This window comes from Candidatus Methylopumilus planktonicus (assembly GCF_006364715.1).
Taxonomy (GTDB): domain Bacteria; phylum Pseudomonadota; class Gammaproteobacteria; order Burkholderiales; family Methylophilaceae; genus Methylopumilus; species Methylopumilus planktonicus_A.
This window is the reverse complement of the sequence record NZ_CP040984.1, coordinates 313,794-331,144: the sequence shown is the minus strand read 5'-3', so window position 1 is coordinate 331,144 and position 17,351 is coordinate 313,794. Positions and strand designations below refer to the sequence as shown.

The window sequence follows — 17,351 nt, the reverse complement described above, 5'->3', positions numbered from 1 at the left end:
CTAATTATCTATAAACAAACGAAGTTCGTTTAATGCAAGCCGATAAACATCTCTTTTAAATTCAATCACCTCATTAAGAGGCATCCAGTAATCATGCCAGCGCCATGCATCAAACTCCGGCTTTTTAGTGTTCCTCAAAAAGATATCAGTATCTTCCCCCTTCATTCTCAAGAGATACCATATTTGTTTTTGGCCTTTATAGACCCCTCTAAAATCTCTTCGAAGCCATTGTGAGGGCACTTCATACTTTAACCAGTCTTTTGTTCGGCCAAGTATTTCTACATGGTGCGGTTTTAAACCAACCTCTTCCATAAGCTCTCTATACATAGCCTCTTCTGGCGCCTCGCCTTTTTGAATACCGCCCTGAGGAAATTGCCATGCATTCTCTTGTGTGCGCTTCGCCCAGAAAACTTGATTCTCGACATTACAAATGACAATACCAACATTTGGCCGATAACCATCTTTATCAATCATGAAACCACCTTAAGCTTTTCTTTAATTTTTCCATAGATTTAGTTTAAATAAAAGCCAGAATTAAAGCTAGAATCTATTAAGAAAAAACTTTAATTATGAATTTTAAAAATCTTATTTCACTTGCTCTATGTTTATTACTTTGTGCTTGCTCAACTTCGCCTATTGCTTATATTACCAACCAAGGCTCTGATACAGTAAGTATTGTTAATATAAAAGAGAAAAAAATTATTCAAGAAATTCCTGTAGGCAAAGGCCCTGTAGGAGTTGCTATTTCTCTAAAGCAATCCTATGCCTTTATTACAAATACTCATGATGCCTCCGTAAATGTTTTAGATCTTCAACATAATCGAATTATTAAAACAATACAGACTGGTGGAACGCCAGTTGGAATTACCAAGTCCACAAATGAAGACTTCATCTATGTGAGCGATTGGTTTAATAGTGAAGTTTTTATAATAGAAACAAAATCTTTAACAGTCATTAAAAAAATAGTAGTTGGTAAATCTCCATCTGGCATGATTTGTGATACTGAGGGAAAGTATCTTTTTATTTCTAATCGTGATGAGAATACTGTCGAGATATATGGTCAATCTGATTTGGCTCTCGTTAAGAAAATTAAGGTAGGCAATCATCCTTATGGCTTATTTGTCAGCAAAAACTTACTTTTTGTTGTTAATGTTTTAGATGACTCATTATCTGTAGTGAATATCCAATCATTTGCTTCGGAAACTATTAAGGTTGGAGATCATCCTTATGGAGTGGTATCCGACGTAAAAAACCAATTTGCCTTTGTTACAAATACTCAAGATGACAATATAAGTGTTGTTGATCTTAAGATGAAAAAAGAAATTAAAAAAATCAAAGTGGGTGGTAATCCAGAGGGTATTGATATTGATGAAAGAGATAATATTTTAATCACTTCTAATTGGAGAAGCGACTCTATTTCGATCATTGACTTGGCAAAACAAGAATATCTCTATGAAATCAAAACAGGCAAGCAAAGCCGATCTTTTGGTCAATTTATCAAAATTGACTAATGTTATATATAAAAACAATTTATAATTATCAAGCTTATTAAACACCAAAGGCTCTATTCACATGAAAAAAATTATTATTAGTATCTTCCTTTTGTTTGTATCAATGAATGTATTTGCTCACGGCCCATCACCTCAAAAAGTTGAAAAAACAATCAAAATCAATGCATCGCCTGATAAAGTTTGGGCAATCATTAAAGATTTTGGTAGTTTTCAAAAATGGCAGCCTCTTGTAACTGATAGCAAATTAGAAAAAAAGGGCGAGGATACCCTAAGAACGCTTACACTAAAATCTGGGGGTAAGGTAGTTGAAAGGCTTAAAGGTATCGATGAAGAAGCTATGAAGTTAAAATATGAAATTTTAGAAGGGGCAGTCCCTGTGGCAGACTATAATTCATTTATTGTTGTAGCAAAGGGTCCTAGCCCTAATGAATCTTCTGTAACATGGGTAGGACGTTTTTATAGAGTTTACAAACTCAATCCACCGATTCCAGCTGGCCAAGATGACGAGACAGCATTGAAAGCTGTGAATGAAATGTATGATGTAGCACTTCCAGCACTTAAAAAATTAGCTGAAACGAAATAAAGTAATTTAGGTATTAAAAAGCAGAATTTAATTCTGCTTTTTTTATTTATGACACCCATTATTATTGACACCATTGAACCGCCCATAGGCTCAGTCATATTTCTTCATGGTCTTGGAGCTGATGGATTTGATTTCAAAAGCATCTTCGGAAGATCGCAATTCAATAAAATTCGATTTATCTTGCCCCATGCTCCCTACCAGCCAGTCACAATCAACCAAGGCATGGAAATGAGAGCTTGGTATGATTTGTATGATCTGTCTTTAGACAAAGATGAAGATGAATTGGGTATGCAAAGATCAAGTTTAATCATTCAAAAGTTGATTGAAGAGCAAATTTCCCTTGGTATCCCTTCCGAAAAAATTATTATTGGAGGCTTTTCTCAAGGGGCTGTAATGAGTTTTTACTTAGGATTAAAATACCATAAAAAATTAGGAGGCATTGCAGCTTTGTCTGGTTATCTTCCTTTGAAAGACAAGCTTATAAGGTCCATAAAAAATGATTTAATTAAGATACCAATCTTTATGGCTCACGGCCTATATGATAATGTTATAGATATAGAAATTGCTGATTCTTCCTTTAAAAAACTAATGGCAAAGTTTAATTTTGCGAACTTTGAAAAGTACCCTATGGGGCATGAAGTATGTGAAAAAGAGATAGATGATTTATCAATTTTCTTCAACCAATCATTCAAATAAAGATAAATTTTATGGATAAAAATTCACTCGAAGCAAATCTTAAAGAGCTTGAGTCTATTGTTTCAAAAATGGAACAAGGTGATATGGCATTAGAAGATTCGATCAAATCTTACGAAAAAGGAATGCTTCTTCTTAAATTATGCCAAGACTCACTAAAAGAAATCGAGCAAAAAGTTTTGGTGCTTTCTACAGAGAACACCCTCGAAAAATTCAAACCTACCAATGAATGACTTTCATGACTGGCTTTTTCAAAAACAAGCATTTGTTGAATCTGTGCTTGAAAAAAACTTACCTAAAGCTAGCGATGAAACTCATTTAAATGAGGCTATAAAATATAGCGTTCTAAATGGCGGGAAAAGAATGCGCTCATTGCTTGTTCTTGCGATCGCAGAAATTGTTGAGGCGCCGCCAATTGCAATTGAAAATATTATATGTGCCGTAGAGTTTATACATGCATACTCTTTAGTACATGATGATATGCCTTGCATGGATAACGATGATTTGAGAAGGGGAAAATTGTCTTGTCATAAAAAATTTAGCGAAAGCACTGCGCTTCTTGTTGGAGACTCATTACAGTCAATCGCTTTTTCTCTTCTATCTTCGCCATCTCTTCAGATTAACCCTAAAAATCAACTACAGATCATTCACATACTTGCTAATGCTATTGGTATTGAAGGTATGGCAAAAGGCCAGGCGTTAGATATTGATAATACCAACAAAAAAATCTCACTAGATAAGCTTAAAGTGATGCATCAATTTAAAACTGGGGCTCTTATTAATGGTGCATGTTTGATGGCAGTGCTGGCTTCTAATAATTATGATAAAAAAACGCTAGATATAATAGATACTTATTCAAAATCAATTGGTCTTATGTTCCAAATTAAAGATGATATTCTTGATAAAGAGGCAAGCCAAGAAGTTCTAGGTAAAACACCTGGCAAGGATGAAAAATATAATAAAGCTACTTTTCTATCTTTACTAGGTATTACTAAATCAAAAGAATTAGCCGCTACATATTATGAAGAAGCTTTAACTGTAATTAAACCTTTCGGGGATAAAGCATATTATTTGGCTAGCATGGCTGAATTAATAATGACACGATCACACTGACATGAATCTCCTTGATAAAATCAACTCACCAAAAGATTTAAAAAAACTCAGTCGTAGCGAGCTTGTTATACTATGTGACGAGATAAGAAATTTTATTATCGAAAGCGTTTCAAAAACAGGTGGCCATCTTTCATCAAATCTGGGTGTTATAGAACTTACTGTAGCACTCCATTATGTTTTCGATTGCCCTCAAGATAAATTTATATGGGATGTTGGACATCAAACTTACCCACATAAAATTCTGACTGGTAGAAAAAAGAAAATGGGCACTTTAAGAGCTTTAGGTGGAATTTCAGGTTTCCCAAAAATATTAGAAAGTGATTATGATATTTTTGGAACTGGTCACTCAAGCACCTCAATTTCAGCTGCTCTAGGTATGGCCGAAGCTCTCAAAAAGAAAAATTTAGAACATAAGGCAATTGCAATTATTGGCGATGGCGCCATGACTGCGGGGATGGCTTTTGAAGGCCTTAATAATGCTGGTGACTCAAGCAATAATATCTTGGTTATTTTAAATGACAATGATATGTCAATTTCTAAAAACGTAGGTGCGCTTAATAATTACCTTGCAAAGCTTATGTCAGGCAATCTATATGGAAGCATCAAGCGTTCAAGTAAAGCTGTTTTATCAGTCATACCTCCCATGCTTGAATTTGCAAAGCGAGCTGAAGAACATATGAAAGGCATGGTAATTCCAGGAACTTTATTTGAGGAGTTTGGTTTTAATTATATTGGCCCTATTGATGGGCACGATCTCAATGCGCTGATTGATACACTAAGCAATCTTAAGGAACTTCGAGGACCACAGTTTCTTCATGTGGCAACACAAAAAGGCTTTGGTTATGAGCCTGCAGAGATTGATCCCAATAAATTTCATGGTGTAGGTCAATTCAACATGAATGACGGCGCTCAGCCATTAAAAACAAAAAAAGCTACTTATACTGATGTGTTTGGGGACTGGATTGTTGACATGGCTGGGACTGATAAAAAGCTATGTGCAATCACTCCTGCTATGTCAGACGGTTCCGGTCTAAATAAATTTTCTGAAAAATTTCCGGACCGTTTTTTTGATGTAGGTATCGCCGAACAGCATGCGATCACTTTTGCTGCTGGACTTGCTCGTGAAAATTACAAACCTGTAATTGCTATTTACTCGACTTTCCTTCAAAGGGCTTATGATCAATTAATACATGATGTCGCATTGCAAAACATTCCAATGCTACTTGCTATCGATAGAGCTGGAATTGTTGGGCAGGATGGGCCTACACATTCAGGAAGTTTTGATTTGTCATTTTTAAGATGCATTCCAAATATTGTCATTATGGCACCAAGCAACGAAAATGAATGTCGCCAAATGCTCTATACCGGATTTAAGTTTAAAGGAATTTCAGCAGTTCGCTACCCAAGAGGTTCAGGACCAGGATCATCAATTAAATCTATGATGGTTGCTATTCCAATCGGCAAAGCCGAGCTTATTAGAAAAGGTAATAAGATTGCCCTACTCGCTTTTGGAAATACTTTAGATGAAGCTCTAAAGGCTGGAGAAAAGATCAATGCCACTGTGATTAATATGAGATTCATCAAACCTCTTGATATCAAATTGATTAGAGATTTGGGCTCCTCACATAAACTTCTTGTAACCTTGGAAGAAAACGCAATATCAGGTGGCGCTGGATCAGCTGTTTTAGAAATCATCAGTGAGTATGGTTTAAAATGTCAATCGCTTCGCATTGGCATACCTGATGAGTTTGTCGAGCAAGGCAGCCAGGAACAGTTACGAAAAAAATATGGGTTAGATGCAGCATCTATCATTAAATCAATTGAGAAAAAATTAACCTAGTGCTACACTCAAGTATTAAAATTTAATTCTTTATTATGACAACAAGCGATCACATCTGCCCGATTGAAGATGTTCAAAGCTCCACTGATTTAAGGAGTTTGGATATTGATAAAGTTGGCATTAAATCTATAAAGCACCCCGTACTCGTAAAAGATAAAACGGGCGGCGCTCAACATACAATTGCAACATTCAATATGTATGTATATTTGCCGCATAATTTTAAAGGTACTCATATGTCTAGATTTGTCGAAATCTTAAACATGAATGAGCGAGAAATCTCTGTTGAGTCTTTTGAAAATATCTTAAGAGAAATGATTAAGCGACTTGAATCAAAATCTTGTGATGTTGAAATGACATTTCCATATTTCATTAATAAAACTGCACCTGTTTCCGGTGTTAAAAGTCTTTTAGATTATGAAGTAAGTTTTATTGGAAAAATTGTTGATGGAAAATTCAAAAATACAATCAAAGTTGTAGTTCCGGTTACGAGCCTTTGTCCATGCTCAAAGAAAATTTCAGATTATGGGGCGCACAATCAAAGATCTCACGTGACAGTTACGGCTGAAATTAATAAATTTATTTGGGTAGAAGAATTAATTGAGCTTATTGAAAAACAGGCATCATCTGAGCTTTACGGTCTACTAAAAAGACCTGATGAAAAATATGTGACTGAGAAAGCTTACGACAATCCTAAATTTGTAGAGGATATGGTAAGAGACGTTGCGGCTCAATTAAAACTAGAAAAAAGAATCAATCACTTTGTAGTGGAGTCTGAAAACTTCGAATCTATTCATAATCATTCAGCTTACGCATTGATTGAGGGCTAGTCTTAGCCAAATATTTTATTGCCTTTAATTTCTAATTTTAACCCATACCAAATCACTATAAATCCAATGAGTGGTGATATAGCAGCGATCATAAACCCAAGCTGACCGCCAAGATATTGTATTAAATAACCACCACCTAAACCCCCAATAGTTCCTCCAATTCCATAAGCTACACTATTATAAATTGCTTGTCCCCTTGACTGATTTCGCCCTTTAAAAAAGTAAGCAATAACCTCAATTGAGGCTGCGTGAAAACTTCCAAAGGTTGCAGCATGAAACATTTGTGCTATGAGTAATAAATAGAACTGATCAGGAGAAGCTCCTATGAGAATAAATCGAATCACACCTAAAAATAAACTTATTAATAAAATTGTTTTAAGTGAGTACTGACGTAAAATTTTTGGCATCAACATAAAAATAAAAATTTCACAGATAACACCAACTGTCCACAGCCATCCTATCGTAGCACTGCTATATCCATGCTCTTTTAGGTAGATTGAATAAAAATTATAAAGCACTCCGTGAGCTGAAACCATTAAAGTGCATCCGATTAAAAGCGCTACTACAGATGGTGTTTTGATAATCTTCCAAATAGATAAATCGTTTTTTTTGTGGTGAATTTCCTTAGCTTCAGGGATTGTATTTGATAAGAAAAATATAATGGCTTGAGTTATGAGTAAAACCCACAATAAAATATTAATTCCTTGAAGATCTATTAAATAGCCTAAGAATAATGACGCCACAATAAATCCGATTGATCCCCATAATCTTATTCTGCTGTAATGCCCATCTGTAGTTGCTAAATGTGCGAGAGTTAAAGATTCCGCAAGAGGTAATGTTGAACTCGTAAATAAACTTAATGCTAACATTACTAAAAAGATCCAAAAAAAACCCTTTGCCCAAAAAATACCTATAAACCCTATGAGGCCTAGAAATGATGTCAGCTTTATCCATTTAACTCGATGACCTGTATGGTCCGCTATCCACCCCCAAAAATTAGGGGCAACGATGCGACTGATTTGGAATAAAGAGAGAAGAATGCCAATGCTAGAAGGTGAAAAATTTTCTGATTGTAGATAAATTCCCCAATAAGGGACAAAAGAACCTACGAAGAAATAATAAAAGAAATAAAAACGCGATAAACGCCAATGTAGATTATGGCTAGAACTCACTAAATTTTAGGTGTATGCACAATTACATCCGCGTTTTGTGCTCGATGTCTTAATGCTTGATCCATAATAACCAAAGCTAACATAGCTTCAACAATAGGCGTCGCTCTTATAGCAACACAAGGGTCATGACGGCCTGTTGTTTGCATCAGAACGGCTTCGCCTTTTGTGTTGATTGATTTTCGATCTTGAGGAATGCTTGAGGTTGGCTTAAATGCCACATGAGCAATAATAGGCTGACCTGTCGAAATGCCCCCTAAAATACCGCCTGCATTATTTGTCAAAAAACCTTGTGGGGTCAGTTCGTCGCCATGCTCACTGCCTTTTTGAATGATAGAACCGAAGCCTTTGCCAATATCAACGCCTTTTACAGCATTAATACCCATCATTGCATGAGCAATTTCAGCGTCTAATCTTCCAAAAATAGGCTCACCAAATCCCACAGGCACATTCTCAGCAACCACAGTAATTTTTGCACCTACCGAATCTCTGTCGGCACGAATGCCATCTAAATATTCTTCTAGCTCAATTACCTGATCTTGATTAGGGCAAAAAAATGGATTTTTATTTACATCTTCCCAGTTTTTAAATGCTATTTGAATGGCGCCCATTTGACTCAAGTATGCTCGGATTGTAGTTCCATATTTCTTAAGTAACCATTTTTTTGCAATAGCGCCTGCAGCAACTCTAACAGCGGTCTCCCTAGCGCTTGATCTTCCGCCACCCCTATAGTCTCTTATTCCATATTTGTGGGCGTATGTATAGTCTGCATGTCCGGGGCGGAATACATCTTTAATTTTTGAATAGTCTTGACTTCGTTGATCTGTATTGCGAATAATAAACCCGATAGGTGCGCCTGTTGTTTTACCTTCAAATACACCAGATAAAATCTCAACCTTATCTTCTTCCTTGCGTTGAGTCACATGCTTTGAGGTGCCAGGTTTTCTTCTATCCAAGTCTATTTGCAAATCTTCTTCCGACAAATCCAACCCTGGCGGACAGCCGTCCACAATACCGCCTATAGCTGCACCATGTGATTCACCAAAAGAAGTAAGTGTAAATAAAGTACCTAGAGTATTACCTGACATAGATATGCTTCGAATAAATGTAGCTAAATTTTATCATAATCGGTTGCTTATTAACGGGGTAGCACTCCTTTAATCCCAATCCTTAAGCTATGAATCAAAAATAATTTTTTAATCATGGAGAATTTTATAGGCACCAAGATCTAATTCATCTAAATTATAAGCTCCAATCGCAAAACGAATTAATCTTAGGGTGGGGTATCCAATTTTTCCAGTCATTCTTCTTACTTGGCGATTTTTACCTTCTGATATTTTAATTTCAAGCCAGGTTGTGGCAATCATTTTTCTCTCTCTAATTGGCGGTATTCTTTCCCATAATATTTTAGGTTCATCTATCATTTTTACCTCTGCGGGTAATGTTTTAAATTCTCCTAAATCAACGCCTTGTCTTAATTCCCCTAAATCACTCTCTTTTGGAGTGCCCTCAACCTGAGCCCAATAAGTTTTTTGCATTTTGTATTTTGGATCACTAATTTGATGTTGAAATATCCCATCATCAGTTAGAATAATTAAACCTTCACTATCAGTGTCAAGCCTACCTGCAGGATAAACATTAGGTATTGGAATAAAATCTTTTAAGGTTTTATGGTTGTCATGCTTACTAAACTGACAAACCACACCATAAGGCTTATTAAATAATATTTTCATTAAAATAAAAGTGAGTATGAATGCTTAGTAAAATTAATTTCCCAAAAAATGCATCTAAAATTACAGTCAATTCAAACTTAACTTTGAATGTTCCAGACCGTCCCATTATCCCATTTATTCAAGGCGATGGCATTGGTGAAGACATTACACCGGCAATGCTTAAAGTCGTCAATCATGCCGTCTTAAAAGCTTATGGTGGAGCAAAGGAAATTGCTTGGATGGAAATTTATGCGGGAGAAAAAGCTACAAAAACATACGACAAAGATACGTGGCTACCTCAAGAAACTCTTGATGTTATGAAAGAGTATGTTATATCCATTAAAGGTCCACTCACGACGCCCGTGAGCGGAGGTATTAGATCTCTTAATGTAGCAATGAGACAAGAATTAGATCTATACGTCTGTTTAAGACCTATTGAGTACTTTGATGGTGTGCCAAGCCCTCTAAAAAACCCTGAAAAAACTAATATGGTTATTTTTAGAGAAAATACAGAGGATATTTATGCAGGGATTGAATGGCAAGCATACTCCGAGGAATCCAAGAAAATTATTCAAATGATTTCAGAGTTGGGTATTAAAAATAAAATTCGCTTCCCCGAATCAACTGCTATAGGTATTAAACCTGTTTCCAAAGAAGGCAGCCAAAGGCTGATAAGAAAAGCGATTGAATATGCTATTGAGCATAAAAAAAGATCGGTGACACTGGTCCACAAAGGCAATATTATGAAATTTACTGAAGGTGGGTTTAAAGAATGGGGATATGAGCTAGCCCGAGATGAGTTTGGTGCTAAAGCTATTGAAGGAAAAACTAGTTTTAAATGTGATAACGGCCTCATTATCAAAGATTGTATTGCAGATGCCTTTTTACAGGAAATTTTACTGCACCCCAGCGAATATGATGTTGTAGCCACGCTTAATCTTAACGGAGACTATATTTCAGATGCATTAGCTGCTCAAGTTGGAGGTATTGGTATTGCACCAGGTGCTAATTTATCAGATTCGACTGTTATTTTTGAAGCGACTCATGGCTCCGCTCCAAGCATTGCGGGTAAAAAAATCGCCAACCCTAGCTCTCTTATTCTGTCGGCTGAAATGATGTTAAGACATATGGGATGGTCGGAAGCTGCTGGCATCCTCTTATCAGCATTTAGAAAAACATTACTAGCTCAAAAAGTCACTCAAGATTTTTCATCGCAATTAAATAATGTAGATGCGCTATCCACAGATAGCTTTGCTGACGCCATCATAAGTTATATGTAAAAAAAAGCCCGCTTTCGCGGGCTTATTTATTTAATTTGAAACTAGGCTTTATTTATATTTGAAGCTTGCTTGCCTTTTGGTCCGTCTGTAACGTCAAAAGTTACTCTTTGACCTTCTTTAAGACTCTTATATCCTGTATCTACGATTGCTGAGAAGTGAGCGAATAAATCATCACCACCATCATCAGGAGTAATAAAACCAAAACCTTTTGAATCATTAAACCACTTTACTGTACCTGTTGCCATTTCATAAATCCTTAACTTTAAACAAGGGAGGCCCCCCAAAAGTTTGAATCAAGAACTAAAGCACTACTTAAATATAATTAAAGCTAGCTAAATAAAACTCGAAACCAAACACCTGGGAGCTTTTTTACGTTGTTTAGGAATAAATGTCAAGCTATTTGTTGCCTAAAAGACCTTCTAATTTAATGCTGTTTAACACTTTTTCTATCTCTTTATAAGGCTGAGCACCTAACATTCGCTTGCCATCAGAAAAAATAAGGGTCGGCGTAGATGTGATCCCTAACTTTGAGCCTAATTCCAGCACTTGCTCTGTAGGTGCTTCACAATTTGCTTTGCCGGAAGGCAGCGCTTCATTTAACGACCAATCAAGCCAGGCTTTTGAGCGGTCTTTAGCGCACCAAATAAGTCTTGATTTATTCTTAGCATCTGGATGCAACTTTTCAATTGGAAAGAGAAATGTATAAATTGTAATATTATTTAAATGTTTAAATTCATTCTGCTCAAGCCTTTTACAAAAAGGGCAATCAACATCTGAAAAAACAACTAATTTTCTAGACCCATCACCTTTGATAGTTTTAATCGCTGAGGCAAGAGGTAGTGATGAAAAATCGATTTTAGTTAAATCTTCGAGGCGCTCTCCCGTTAAATCCTTCTTTGTTTTTGGGTCAACAATACGGCCCTCTGCAATAAGAAATGAAAATTTTTCATCTGTATAAACAATTTGACCGCCCATAAAAACTTCGTAGAGTCCACTGTAAGAAGTTTTCTTGATACTCTCAACCTTGTATTTTGGGTAAGAAGCTTCAATCATCTTTTTTAAATTGGCTTCATCTGCCATCAAATAAAAAGAAGGTAAAGATAAAAGAAGTGCTGTAATTTTTTTAAAAGTCGTCATTTAATGAATTGCTTTTTTTATAAGAATTTTTTTAATTAGCTGATTTTGATCAATTTTATTAAGTCCAAAATTAATTACAAAATCCACAATATGATTTTTAGATGTAAAAAGAGAGCTTAACTTATCTGTTAAATAGCTCAAGGTTAATATATCAGTCTTTCTATTGCGATTATATTTTTTAAGAAAAGTCTTTAATCCAAGATCATGATGATATTTTTTATTTGAGCTTAATAATTTATCAATTTCTATTACATCTCTTAAACCTAAATTTAAACCCTGACCTGCAAGCGGATGGACCTGGTGTGCTGCATCTCCTACAAGTAAAATACGATCTGAAATTAATGATTCATTAATCTTCATGTTTAAAGGGAAGTATTGGCGATTTGTTGTTAAGGAAATATCTCCGAATACTTCACCTATTTCATTTTTTAACATTTGAATGAATTTAGTATCGGTAAAGCTTTTATATTCTTTAAGCATCTCATTATTTAAAGAATATACAACCGAAAATTCATCTAAATATATAGGAAGTAATGCCAATATACCGTGATACATAAATTTTTGATAAGCGCATCCTTGATGTGCTTTTAAAGTTTTAATATTAAACACTATTGCTGTCTGACCAAAATCTTTATTCCTGAAATTTATAGATGACTGGCTACGAAGCCAAGAATTCGATCCGTCAGCGCCAATGATCAATTTAAATTGGCGTATATTGTCATTCGCATAAGTGATATTTATATCTTTCGCTCCTGCACTTAAAGACTCAACCTTGTCTGTTTTAATTTTCTCATGGTTTATGTCGCTTACTCGATAAATAAATGCTTTTTCAAGCTCATCATGATTCACAATAAATGCAAGTTCATTCATCTCTACATCATCATTATTAAATTTTAAAGATGAATGTTCCTTATCTGAGTAAACAATAATAGATCGCACTGAAAACACTTCTTTTTCCGGCAAAAAAGCCCATACGCCATTTTTTTCTAGCCATGTTTTAACACCTGGCGTAATTGCATAAAATCTAGGGTCAACTTCTTTTTTGTGAAGGGCTGTTACCTCTGATAAAAGCGTTGTCTTGATATCATATTTATCTAAAGCGATTAAAGAGGCCATACCCACAATGCCTGAGCCTAAAATCAATACATCACTCGATGGTTGAATCATTTTCCAAAGCTCATTTTATTGACTAAAAATTTTTTGATAGGCCTAAAGTTATCCAAAAGGGATAAGCCAAATCCCCTTGTTATGGATAGACCAACCAAGTCATTTGAAAAAATATTTACTAAAGAATCCGTAAAAAAAAGCGTCTTTTTTGTCTCTGACTTTCTAGAATTATAATATTGATTTACAAATGATTCAGACCCTATATAAGCCGACTCTGATTCATTCATTAATTTCGATAATGCATGAGCATCTCTGACTCCAGTATTAAAACCTTGTCCAGCAACTGGATGCATTGTTTGTGCAGAATTACCGATGACTGCTATGTGGGATTTCGGGAAGTCTGCAAGAACAATTTTTCTTAATGGGAAGGTAATAAACTTCTCACAATCGATAAATTTTCCAACTCTATCTCCAAAGTGCTCATGCAATTTTTCTAAAAATACATTTTTTTTAGTCTTGGCTAGCTCTTGAATGTCTGAATCTTTTCCTGTCCATACCAATGAAAATTCTTTAGGCCCATTTGGCAAAAGCGCAATAGGGCCCATAGACGTAAATCTCTCATAGGCAACACTTTCAGGTGGAATTTCTGAAGTCACTTTTGTAACAAGCGCAGTATGGTTATAACTAGTTTCTTTTCTTTTAAGATTTTGAATTAAATCAGTATTATTTTTTCCGCCATCAGCCAGTATTAAAAGTGGCGTTTCGAGAGGTGAATTTTTAGTGCGGCCATACAAAATAGATTTATCTTCTTTATTTTCGATAGCTGAGACTTCAAATTCATAACTAATTTTTACTAATGAGGATTGATTAATTTCTTCTTTAAGAGCTTTTGATAAATCTCCATAAGAGACAACATAACCCAATGCCGGCAAATTATATTCCTCTGCAGATAGTAAGGTACGTCCAAAGCTATTTTTTTGACTTGTGTGAATGCTTTGAATTGGAGTAATCTTTTTTTCTAATATTGTCCATATCCCAAGATTTTCAAGAGCGAGTTTTGTTCCATATGAGAGAGCTAATGCTCGATTATCTGAACCTGCATCATTTTTTTTTCTTAACTCTAAAAGATGCGATTTTTTATTTTGCTTTGCTAGTAATAAAGAGAAAATTAGGCCAACCGGACCAGCCCCCACAATGAGGTATTCTGGCTTTTTCATTTTGCCATCAATGCTTCAATAGATTCTATTGTTTTTGGACTGTCTTTAGTAAGTACTTCATGCCCATCTTGCGTCACCAAAACGTCGTCTTCAATTCTGATACCAATATTCCAAAATTCCTTGGGTACTTTTGAAGAAGGCCGAATATAGCATCCCGGCTCCACAGTTAATGTCATACCCGGTGTTAGCTGTTTCCATTCTTTTGAAACATTTTTATATTCACCCGCATCATGGACATCAAGGCCTAGCCAGTGACCTGTTCTATGCATATAGAATTCTTTATAAGCCCCTGTTTCATAAATTTCTTCGCGGCTTCCCTGGCATAAACCAAAGTCTCTAAACCCATCAATTAGAACTGATAAAGCTGCATCATGAGGCTCATTCCAGTGATGTTTCGGAGATATCATTTTTAAGGCCGCACTTTGAGCATCTAATACCATTTGATAAAAATCTGTTTGTATTTTTGTATATTTTCCATTTGCAGGAAACGTTCTTGTTATGTCGGATGCATACCCTTCTAACTCACATCCTGCATCTATTAAGATAAGATCACCATCTTTAATCTCAGAGTTATTACTAATATAATGCAATGTGCATGCATTTCCCCCAGCGGCAATAATGGATTGATATGCTGGCGAACGAATTCCTTGAGACATGAATTCATGCATAATTTCAGCCTCAAGTTCATATTCATACATATGAGGCTTTACAAATTTCATTGCGCGATTGTGGGCTAAAGATGCAATCTTTGCTGAACGTCGCATCATGTCAATTTCAAAATCACTTTTTATAAGTCGCATTTCATCTGCTATATAACTAATATCCTGAATTTCATGGGGCGCTCGAACTCCAGCCCTACCTTTTTCTTTTAATTGTTTTATCCAATCATTAATTTTTTGATCAATCAAAACATCTTGACCTATTCGATGATATATTTTTTGGTGTCCTGGAATTTCTTTTAAAACAATCTCATCAAGTAAGTTGATATCGTAAGCTTCATCAAATAGAAAAAGTTCTTTCGCTTCTTTAGGTCCATATATGAAACCGTTCCAGATTTCCATATCAATGTTTTTGTTACGACAAAATAGAATCGTTTTTGGGGATTTTCCGCCCAAAATAACTAGCGCAGATTGCGGCTCATTAAATCCTGAGAAATAATGGAAATAGCTATCAGATCGATAAGGGTAATGACTGTCTCGATTTCTAATGGTTTCACTAGCATTAAAAATGATAGCTATGCCATCACCAATTTTATTGGCTAGAGCATCTCTCCTTTTTTTAAATTCTTTATAATCTTTATTGCTCATATTTAATCTAGCTTGTGAAATTATTATTTTTTAAAAAGAAATTAATTTCTTCCAGTCTCTTTGGTGTGCCTATATCAAACCAAAGCCCATGATACTGCTCACCACAAATACATCCCGCATCAATTAATTTCTTGAGTATAGGCGCTAACTTCGCAACAGACTCCATATTGATTTCTTCAAAGATTTCTGGTCGATAAATAGCTAAGCCGGAGAAAGTTAATTTATTACTTCCCTCCAGTTCAATCTTGTTATGTTTTAAAACAAAATCCCCTTTTATGTGGTGTGGTGGATTTTTAACCATAACTAAGTGACCTTTAAAATTATCTAAGTTCATATTTTTTAATGTAATGTAATCTAGGTCAGTAAATATGTCTGCATTAACCACTAAAAAAGGCTCATCGCCCAAAAACGATAGTGCTTTTTTTATCCCTCCTGCTGTTTCTAATGGACTACCTTCTCTAGAATATTGAATCTTAAGGCCCCATTTTGAACCATTGCCAAGATATGCTTCAATCATTTCACCTAAATATGCATGATTAATGACCACTTCTTTAAAATGAGCCTTGGCTAATTTTTCTATATGCCAAACTATTAATGGCTTACCAGCTACTTCTAATAATGGCTTTGGTATTTCATCAGTCAAAGGGCGCATTCTTTCGCCCTTGCCCGCTGCTAGAATCATAGCTTTCATAAGGTTATGTCAAACTTAATTTGTTAATCATGTTTAATAGAGGGCGCAATTCCCTGTAGCGTTCGCAGGCTTTTCGTAAATAATTTTCAACGGTAGGCAAATCGTTTAAATAATTTGCTTTATGATCTCTGTAATTTAAGCGAGCAAAAATACCTAATACTTTTAAATGCCTTTGAACACCCATCCACTCAAAATCTCTATAAAACTCTGCGAAATCCTCCTGAACTTTAAGCCCATTTTTCTTTGCCGATTCCCAGTATCGAATTAGCCAATCTATAATCTGTTCTTCTTCCCAAACAATGTAAGCGTCTTTAAATAGAGAAACGAGATCATAAACAATAGATCCCTTCACTGCATCTTGAAAATCTAAAATGCCTGGATTTTCACCCTGTTCTCCATTACAAAACATCAAGTTTCTCGAATGAAAATCTCTATGCACAAAAACTTCTGTATGAGACCGAATATTCTTGATAAGTAAATCAAAAGTTAAGTTAAGAATGTTTTTTTCCGAATCATTCATTTCATAAGATTTATGCAGTTTTACATACCAATCAGGAAATAATCGAAGCTCTTGCATCAACAACGAATCCTCATAGAGTTTAAGTGATGAAGTATCAGCATTTTTTTGTATTTTAATAAGCGCTAAGTAAGCATCTTTATAAAGCGATGATGCATTTTCATGATTGAGCTCTTCAAGGTAAGTGTCACTGCCTAAATCTGACAATAACAAAAAGCCTTCTTTCATGTCTGCCTCATGAATCTTAGGCACATTTAATCCTGCCTTAAAAAGAATATTTGCTATATCAACAAAGGGCTTTGAATTTTCTTTATCAGGAGGGGCGTCCATTAAGATATAAGACTGATTATTTGAAACAATACGGAAATAACGACGAAAACTAGCGTCTGAAGAAGCAGGATTTATCGTATACTCTTGATTTTTAAGTACATTATTTAACCACGTAGCAATCTGAATTTCGCGAGTCACAATAAAAAATACCTATAAATTTTTAAAAAAATTGTACGTTTTAAGCAATTAGCTTAATGAAGTAAGTTATATAACTACCTGATTATTAATAAATTTAAGTTGATAAAATATCTAAAATATGAGATTTTAACGTTTATGAAATATTCAAAATTAAAACTATAGCACCCCCTACTTGCTCC

19 protein-coding genes are annotated in these 17,351 nt (G+C 35.1%); 8 read left to right on the top strand and 11 right to left on the bottom strand.

The features are described from left to right. On the bottom strand, window positions 1-474 hold the full coding sequence (locus FIT63_RS01840) for an RNA pyrophosphohydrolase (protein ID WP_140005028.1): 474 nt from the start codon (window positions 472-474) through the stop codon (window positions 1-3). Between the two features lie 95 nt (window positions 475-569). Between FIT63_RS01840 and FIT63_RS01835 the strand changes: the two genes are divergently transcribed. The 7 genes from FIT63_RS01835 (at window position 570) to folE2 (ending at window position 6,567) form a co-directional block, all read left to right on the top strand. Next, window positions 570-1,511, top strand: coding sequence for a YncE family protein (locus FIT63_RS01835; protein ID WP_140006312.1), 942 nt, complete (start codon window positions 570-572; stop codon window positions 1,509-1,511). 61 nt (window positions 1,512-1,572) lie between these two features. After that, window positions 1,573-2,094, top strand: coding sequence for an SRPBCC family protein (locus FIT63_RS01830; RefSeq protein WP_140005026.1), 522 nt, complete (start codon window positions 1,573-1,575; stop codon window positions 2,092-2,094). Between the two features lie 48 nt (window positions 2,095-2,142). Beyond that, complete coding sequence (locus FIT63_RS01825) at window positions 2,143-2,790, top strand: alpha/beta hydrolase family protein (protein ID WP_140006311.1); 648 nt, start codon at window positions 2,143-2,145, stop codon at window positions 2,788-2,790. 11 nt (window positions 2,791-2,801) lie between these two features. Then, window positions 2,802-3,020, top strand: a complete 219-nt coding sequence (gene xseB, locus FIT63_RS01820) for an exodeoxyribonuclease VII small subunit (RefSeq protein WP_046487323.1) — start codon at window positions 2,802-2,804, stop codon at window positions 3,018-3,020. Beyond that, complete coding sequence (locus FIT63_RS01815) at window positions 3,013-3,900, top strand: polyprenyl synthetase family protein (protein ID WP_140006310.1); 888 nt, start codon at window positions 3,013-3,015, stop codon at window positions 3,898-3,900. The genes xseB and FIT63_RS01815 overlap by 8 nt, the downstream gene beginning before the upstream one ends. Window position 3,901: 1 nt before the next feature. Next, a complete protein-coding gene (gene dxs / locus FIT63_RS01810; protein WP_140006309.1) occupies window positions 3,902-5,740 on the top strand; it encodes a 1-deoxy-D-xylulose-5-phosphate synthase in 1,839 nt (612 codons plus the stop codon). Window positions 5,741-5,775: 35 nt separating this feature from the next. Next, window positions 5,776-6,567, top strand: coding sequence for a GTP cyclohydrolase FolE2 (folE2, locus tag FIT63_RS01805; RefSeq protein WP_140006308.1), 792 nt, complete (start codon window positions 5,776-5,778; stop codon window positions 6,565-6,567). A 2-nt stretch (window positions 6,568-6,569) separates the two neighbouring features. Here folE2 and FIT63_RS01800 read toward each other — a convergent pair whose 3' ends face one another. The 3 genes from FIT63_RS01800 to FIT63_RS01790 form a co-directional block, all read right to left on the bottom strand. Continuing rightward, a complete protein-coding gene (locus FIT63_RS01800; protein ID WP_140006307.1) occupies window positions 6,570-7,739 on the bottom strand; it encodes an MFS transporter in 1,170 nt (389 codons plus the stop codon). Then, on the bottom strand, window positions 7,739-8,824 hold the full coding sequence (gene aroC, locus FIT63_RS01795) for a chorismate synthase (protein WP_046487309.1): 1,086 nt from the start codon (window positions 8,822-8,824) through the stop codon (window positions 7,739-7,741). Before aroC ends, FIT63_RS01800 begins: the two co-directional genes overlap by 1 nt. A 108-nt stretch (window positions 8,825-8,932) precedes the next feature. Continuing rightward, window positions 8,933-9,469: a pseudouridine synthase gene (locus FIT63_RS01790; RefSeq protein WP_140006306.1), complete on the bottom strand. Its 537-nt coding sequence runs from the start codon at window positions 9,467-9,469 to the stop codon at window positions 8,933-8,935. A gap of 20 nt (window positions 9,470-9,489) precedes the next feature. On the opposite strand from FIT63_RS01790, the gene icd reads away from it, so the two are divergent. Beyond that, window positions 9,490-10,728 (top strand): NADP-dependent isocitrate dehydrogenase, encoded by a 1,239-nt coding sequence (icd, locus tag FIT63_RS01785; protein WP_140006305.1) that lies wholly within the window; start codon window positions 9,490-9,492, stop codon window positions 10,726-10,728. Between the two features lie 41 nt (window positions 10,729-10,769). On the opposite strand, the gene FIT63_RS01780 is transcribed toward icd, so the two are convergent. The 7 genes from FIT63_RS01780 to FIT63_RS01750 all read right to left on the bottom strand — a co-directional run bounded on the left by FIT63_RS01780 (window position 10,770) and on the right by FIT63_RS01750 (window position 17,172). After that, window positions 10,770-10,973 carry a cold-shock protein gene (locus tag FIT63_RS01780; protein WP_046487297.1) on the bottom strand — a complete coding sequence of 68 codons (204 nt, stop codon included), beginning with the start codon at window positions 10,971-10,973 and terminating at the stop codon, window positions 10,770-10,772. A 151-nt stretch (window positions 10,974-11,124) separates the two neighbouring features. Beyond that, window positions 11,125-11,865 carry a DsbC family protein gene (locus FIT63_RS01775; protein WP_140006304.1) on the bottom strand — a complete coding sequence of 247 codons (741 nt, stop codon included), beginning with the start codon at window positions 11,863-11,865 and terminating at the stop codon, window positions 11,125-11,127. Beyond that, window positions 11,866-13,032, bottom strand: a complete 1,167-nt coding sequence (locus FIT63_RS01770; RefSeq protein WP_140006303.1) for an FAD-dependent monooxygenase — start codon at window positions 13,030-13,032, stop codon at window positions 11,866-11,868. After that, window positions 13,029-14,189, bottom strand: a complete 1,161-nt coding sequence (locus tag FIT63_RS01765; RefSeq protein ID WP_140006302.1) for an FAD-dependent monooxygenase — start codon at window positions 14,187-14,189, stop codon at window positions 13,029-13,031. Before FIT63_RS01765 ends, FIT63_RS01770 begins: the two co-directional genes overlap by 4 nt. Next, window positions 14,186-15,496 carry an aminopeptidase P N-terminal domain-containing protein gene (locus FIT63_RS01760; protein ID WP_140006301.1) on the bottom strand — a complete coding sequence of 437 codons (1,311 nt, stop codon included), beginning with the start codon at window positions 15,494-15,496 and terminating at the stop codon, window positions 14,186-14,188. Before FIT63_RS01760 ends, FIT63_RS01765 begins: the two co-directional genes overlap by 4 nt. Window positions 15,497-15,503: 7 nt before the next feature. Further along, window positions 15,504-16,187, bottom strand: coding sequence for an N-acetylmuramate alpha-1-phosphate uridylyltransferase MurU (gene murU / locus FIT63_RS01755; protein ID WP_140006300.1), 684 nt, complete (start codon window positions 16,185-16,187; stop codon window positions 15,504-15,506). Window positions 16,188-16,191: 4 nt separating this feature from the next. Continuing rightward, the gene (locus FIT63_RS01750) at window positions 16,192-17,172 is read right to left on the bottom strand and encodes an aminoglycoside phosphotransferase family protein (protein ID WP_140006299.1); all 981 of its coding nucleotides are present in this window, start codon (window positions 17,170-17,172) and stop codon (window positions 16,192-16,194) included. Between the last annotated feature and the right edge of the window lie 179 nt (window positions 17,173-17,351).

Excerpts from the sequence above, each read along its gene's own strand:
- FIT63_RS01840 (WP_140005028.1), bottom strand. The coding sequence starts at position 474 with ATGATTGATAAAGATGGTTATCGGCCAAATGTTGGTATTGTCATTTGT.
- FIT63_RS01835 (WP_140006312.1), top strand. The coding sequence starts at position 570 with ATGAATTTTAAAAATCTTATTTCACTTGCTCTATGTTTATTACTTTGT.
- FIT63_RS01830 (WP_140005026.1), top strand. The coding sequence starts at position 1,573 with ATGAAAAAAATTATTATTAGTATCTTCCTTTTGTTTGTATCAATGAAT.
- FIT63_RS01825 (WP_140006311.1), top strand. The coding sequence starts at position 2,143 with ATGACACCCATTATTATTGACACCATTGAACCGCCCATAGGCTCAGTC.
- xseB (WP_046487323.1), top strand. The coding sequence starts at position 2,802 with ATGGATAAAAATTCACTCGAAGCAAATCTTAAAGAGCTTGAGTCTATT.
- FIT63_RS01815 (WP_140006310.1), top strand. The coding sequence starts at position 3,013 with ATGAATGACTTTCATGACTGGCTTTTTCAAAAACAAGCATTTGTTGAA.
- dxs (WP_140006309.1), top strand. The coding sequence starts at position 3,902 with ATGAATCTCCTTGATAAAATCAACTCACCAAAAGATTTAAAAAAACTC.
- folE2 (WP_140006308.1), top strand. The coding sequence starts at position 5,776 with ATGACAACAAGCGATCACATCTGCCCGATTGAAGATGTTCAAAGCTCC.
- aroC (WP_046487309.1), bottom strand. The coding sequence starts at position 8,824 with ATGTCAGGTAATACTCTAGGTACTTTATTTACACTTACTTCTTTTGGT.
- FIT63_RS01790 (WP_140006306.1), bottom strand. The coding sequence starts at position 9,469 with ATGAAAATATTATTTAATAAGCCTTATGGTGTGGTTTGTCAGTTTAGT.
- icd (WP_140006305.1), top strand. The coding sequence starts at position 9,490 with ATGCTTAGTAAAATTAATTTCCCAAAAAATGCATCTAAAATTACAGTC.
- FIT63_RS01780 (WP_046487297.1), bottom strand. The coding sequence starts at position 10,973 with ATGGCAACAGGTACAGTAAAGTGGTTTAATGATTCAAAAGGTTTTGGT.
- FIT63_RS01775 (WP_140006304.1), bottom strand. The coding sequence starts at position 11,865 with ATGACGACTTTTAAAAAAATTACAGCACTTCTTTTATCTTTACCTTCT.
- FIT63_RS01770 (WP_140006303.1), bottom strand. The coding sequence starts at position 13,032 with ATGATTCAACCATCGAGTGATGTATTGATTTTAGGCTCAGGCATTGTG.
- FIT63_RS01765 (WP_140006302.1), bottom strand. The coding sequence starts at position 14,189 with ATGAAAAAGCCAGAATACCTCATTGTGGGGGCTGGTCCGGTTGGCCTA.
- FIT63_RS01760 (WP_140006301.1), bottom strand. The coding sequence starts at position 15,496 with ATGAGCAATAAAGATTATAAAGAATTTAAAAAAAGGAGAGATGCTCTA.
- murU (WP_140006300.1), bottom strand. The coding sequence starts at position 16,187 with ATGAAAGCTATGATTCTAGCAGCGGGCAAGGGCGAAAGAATGCGCCCT.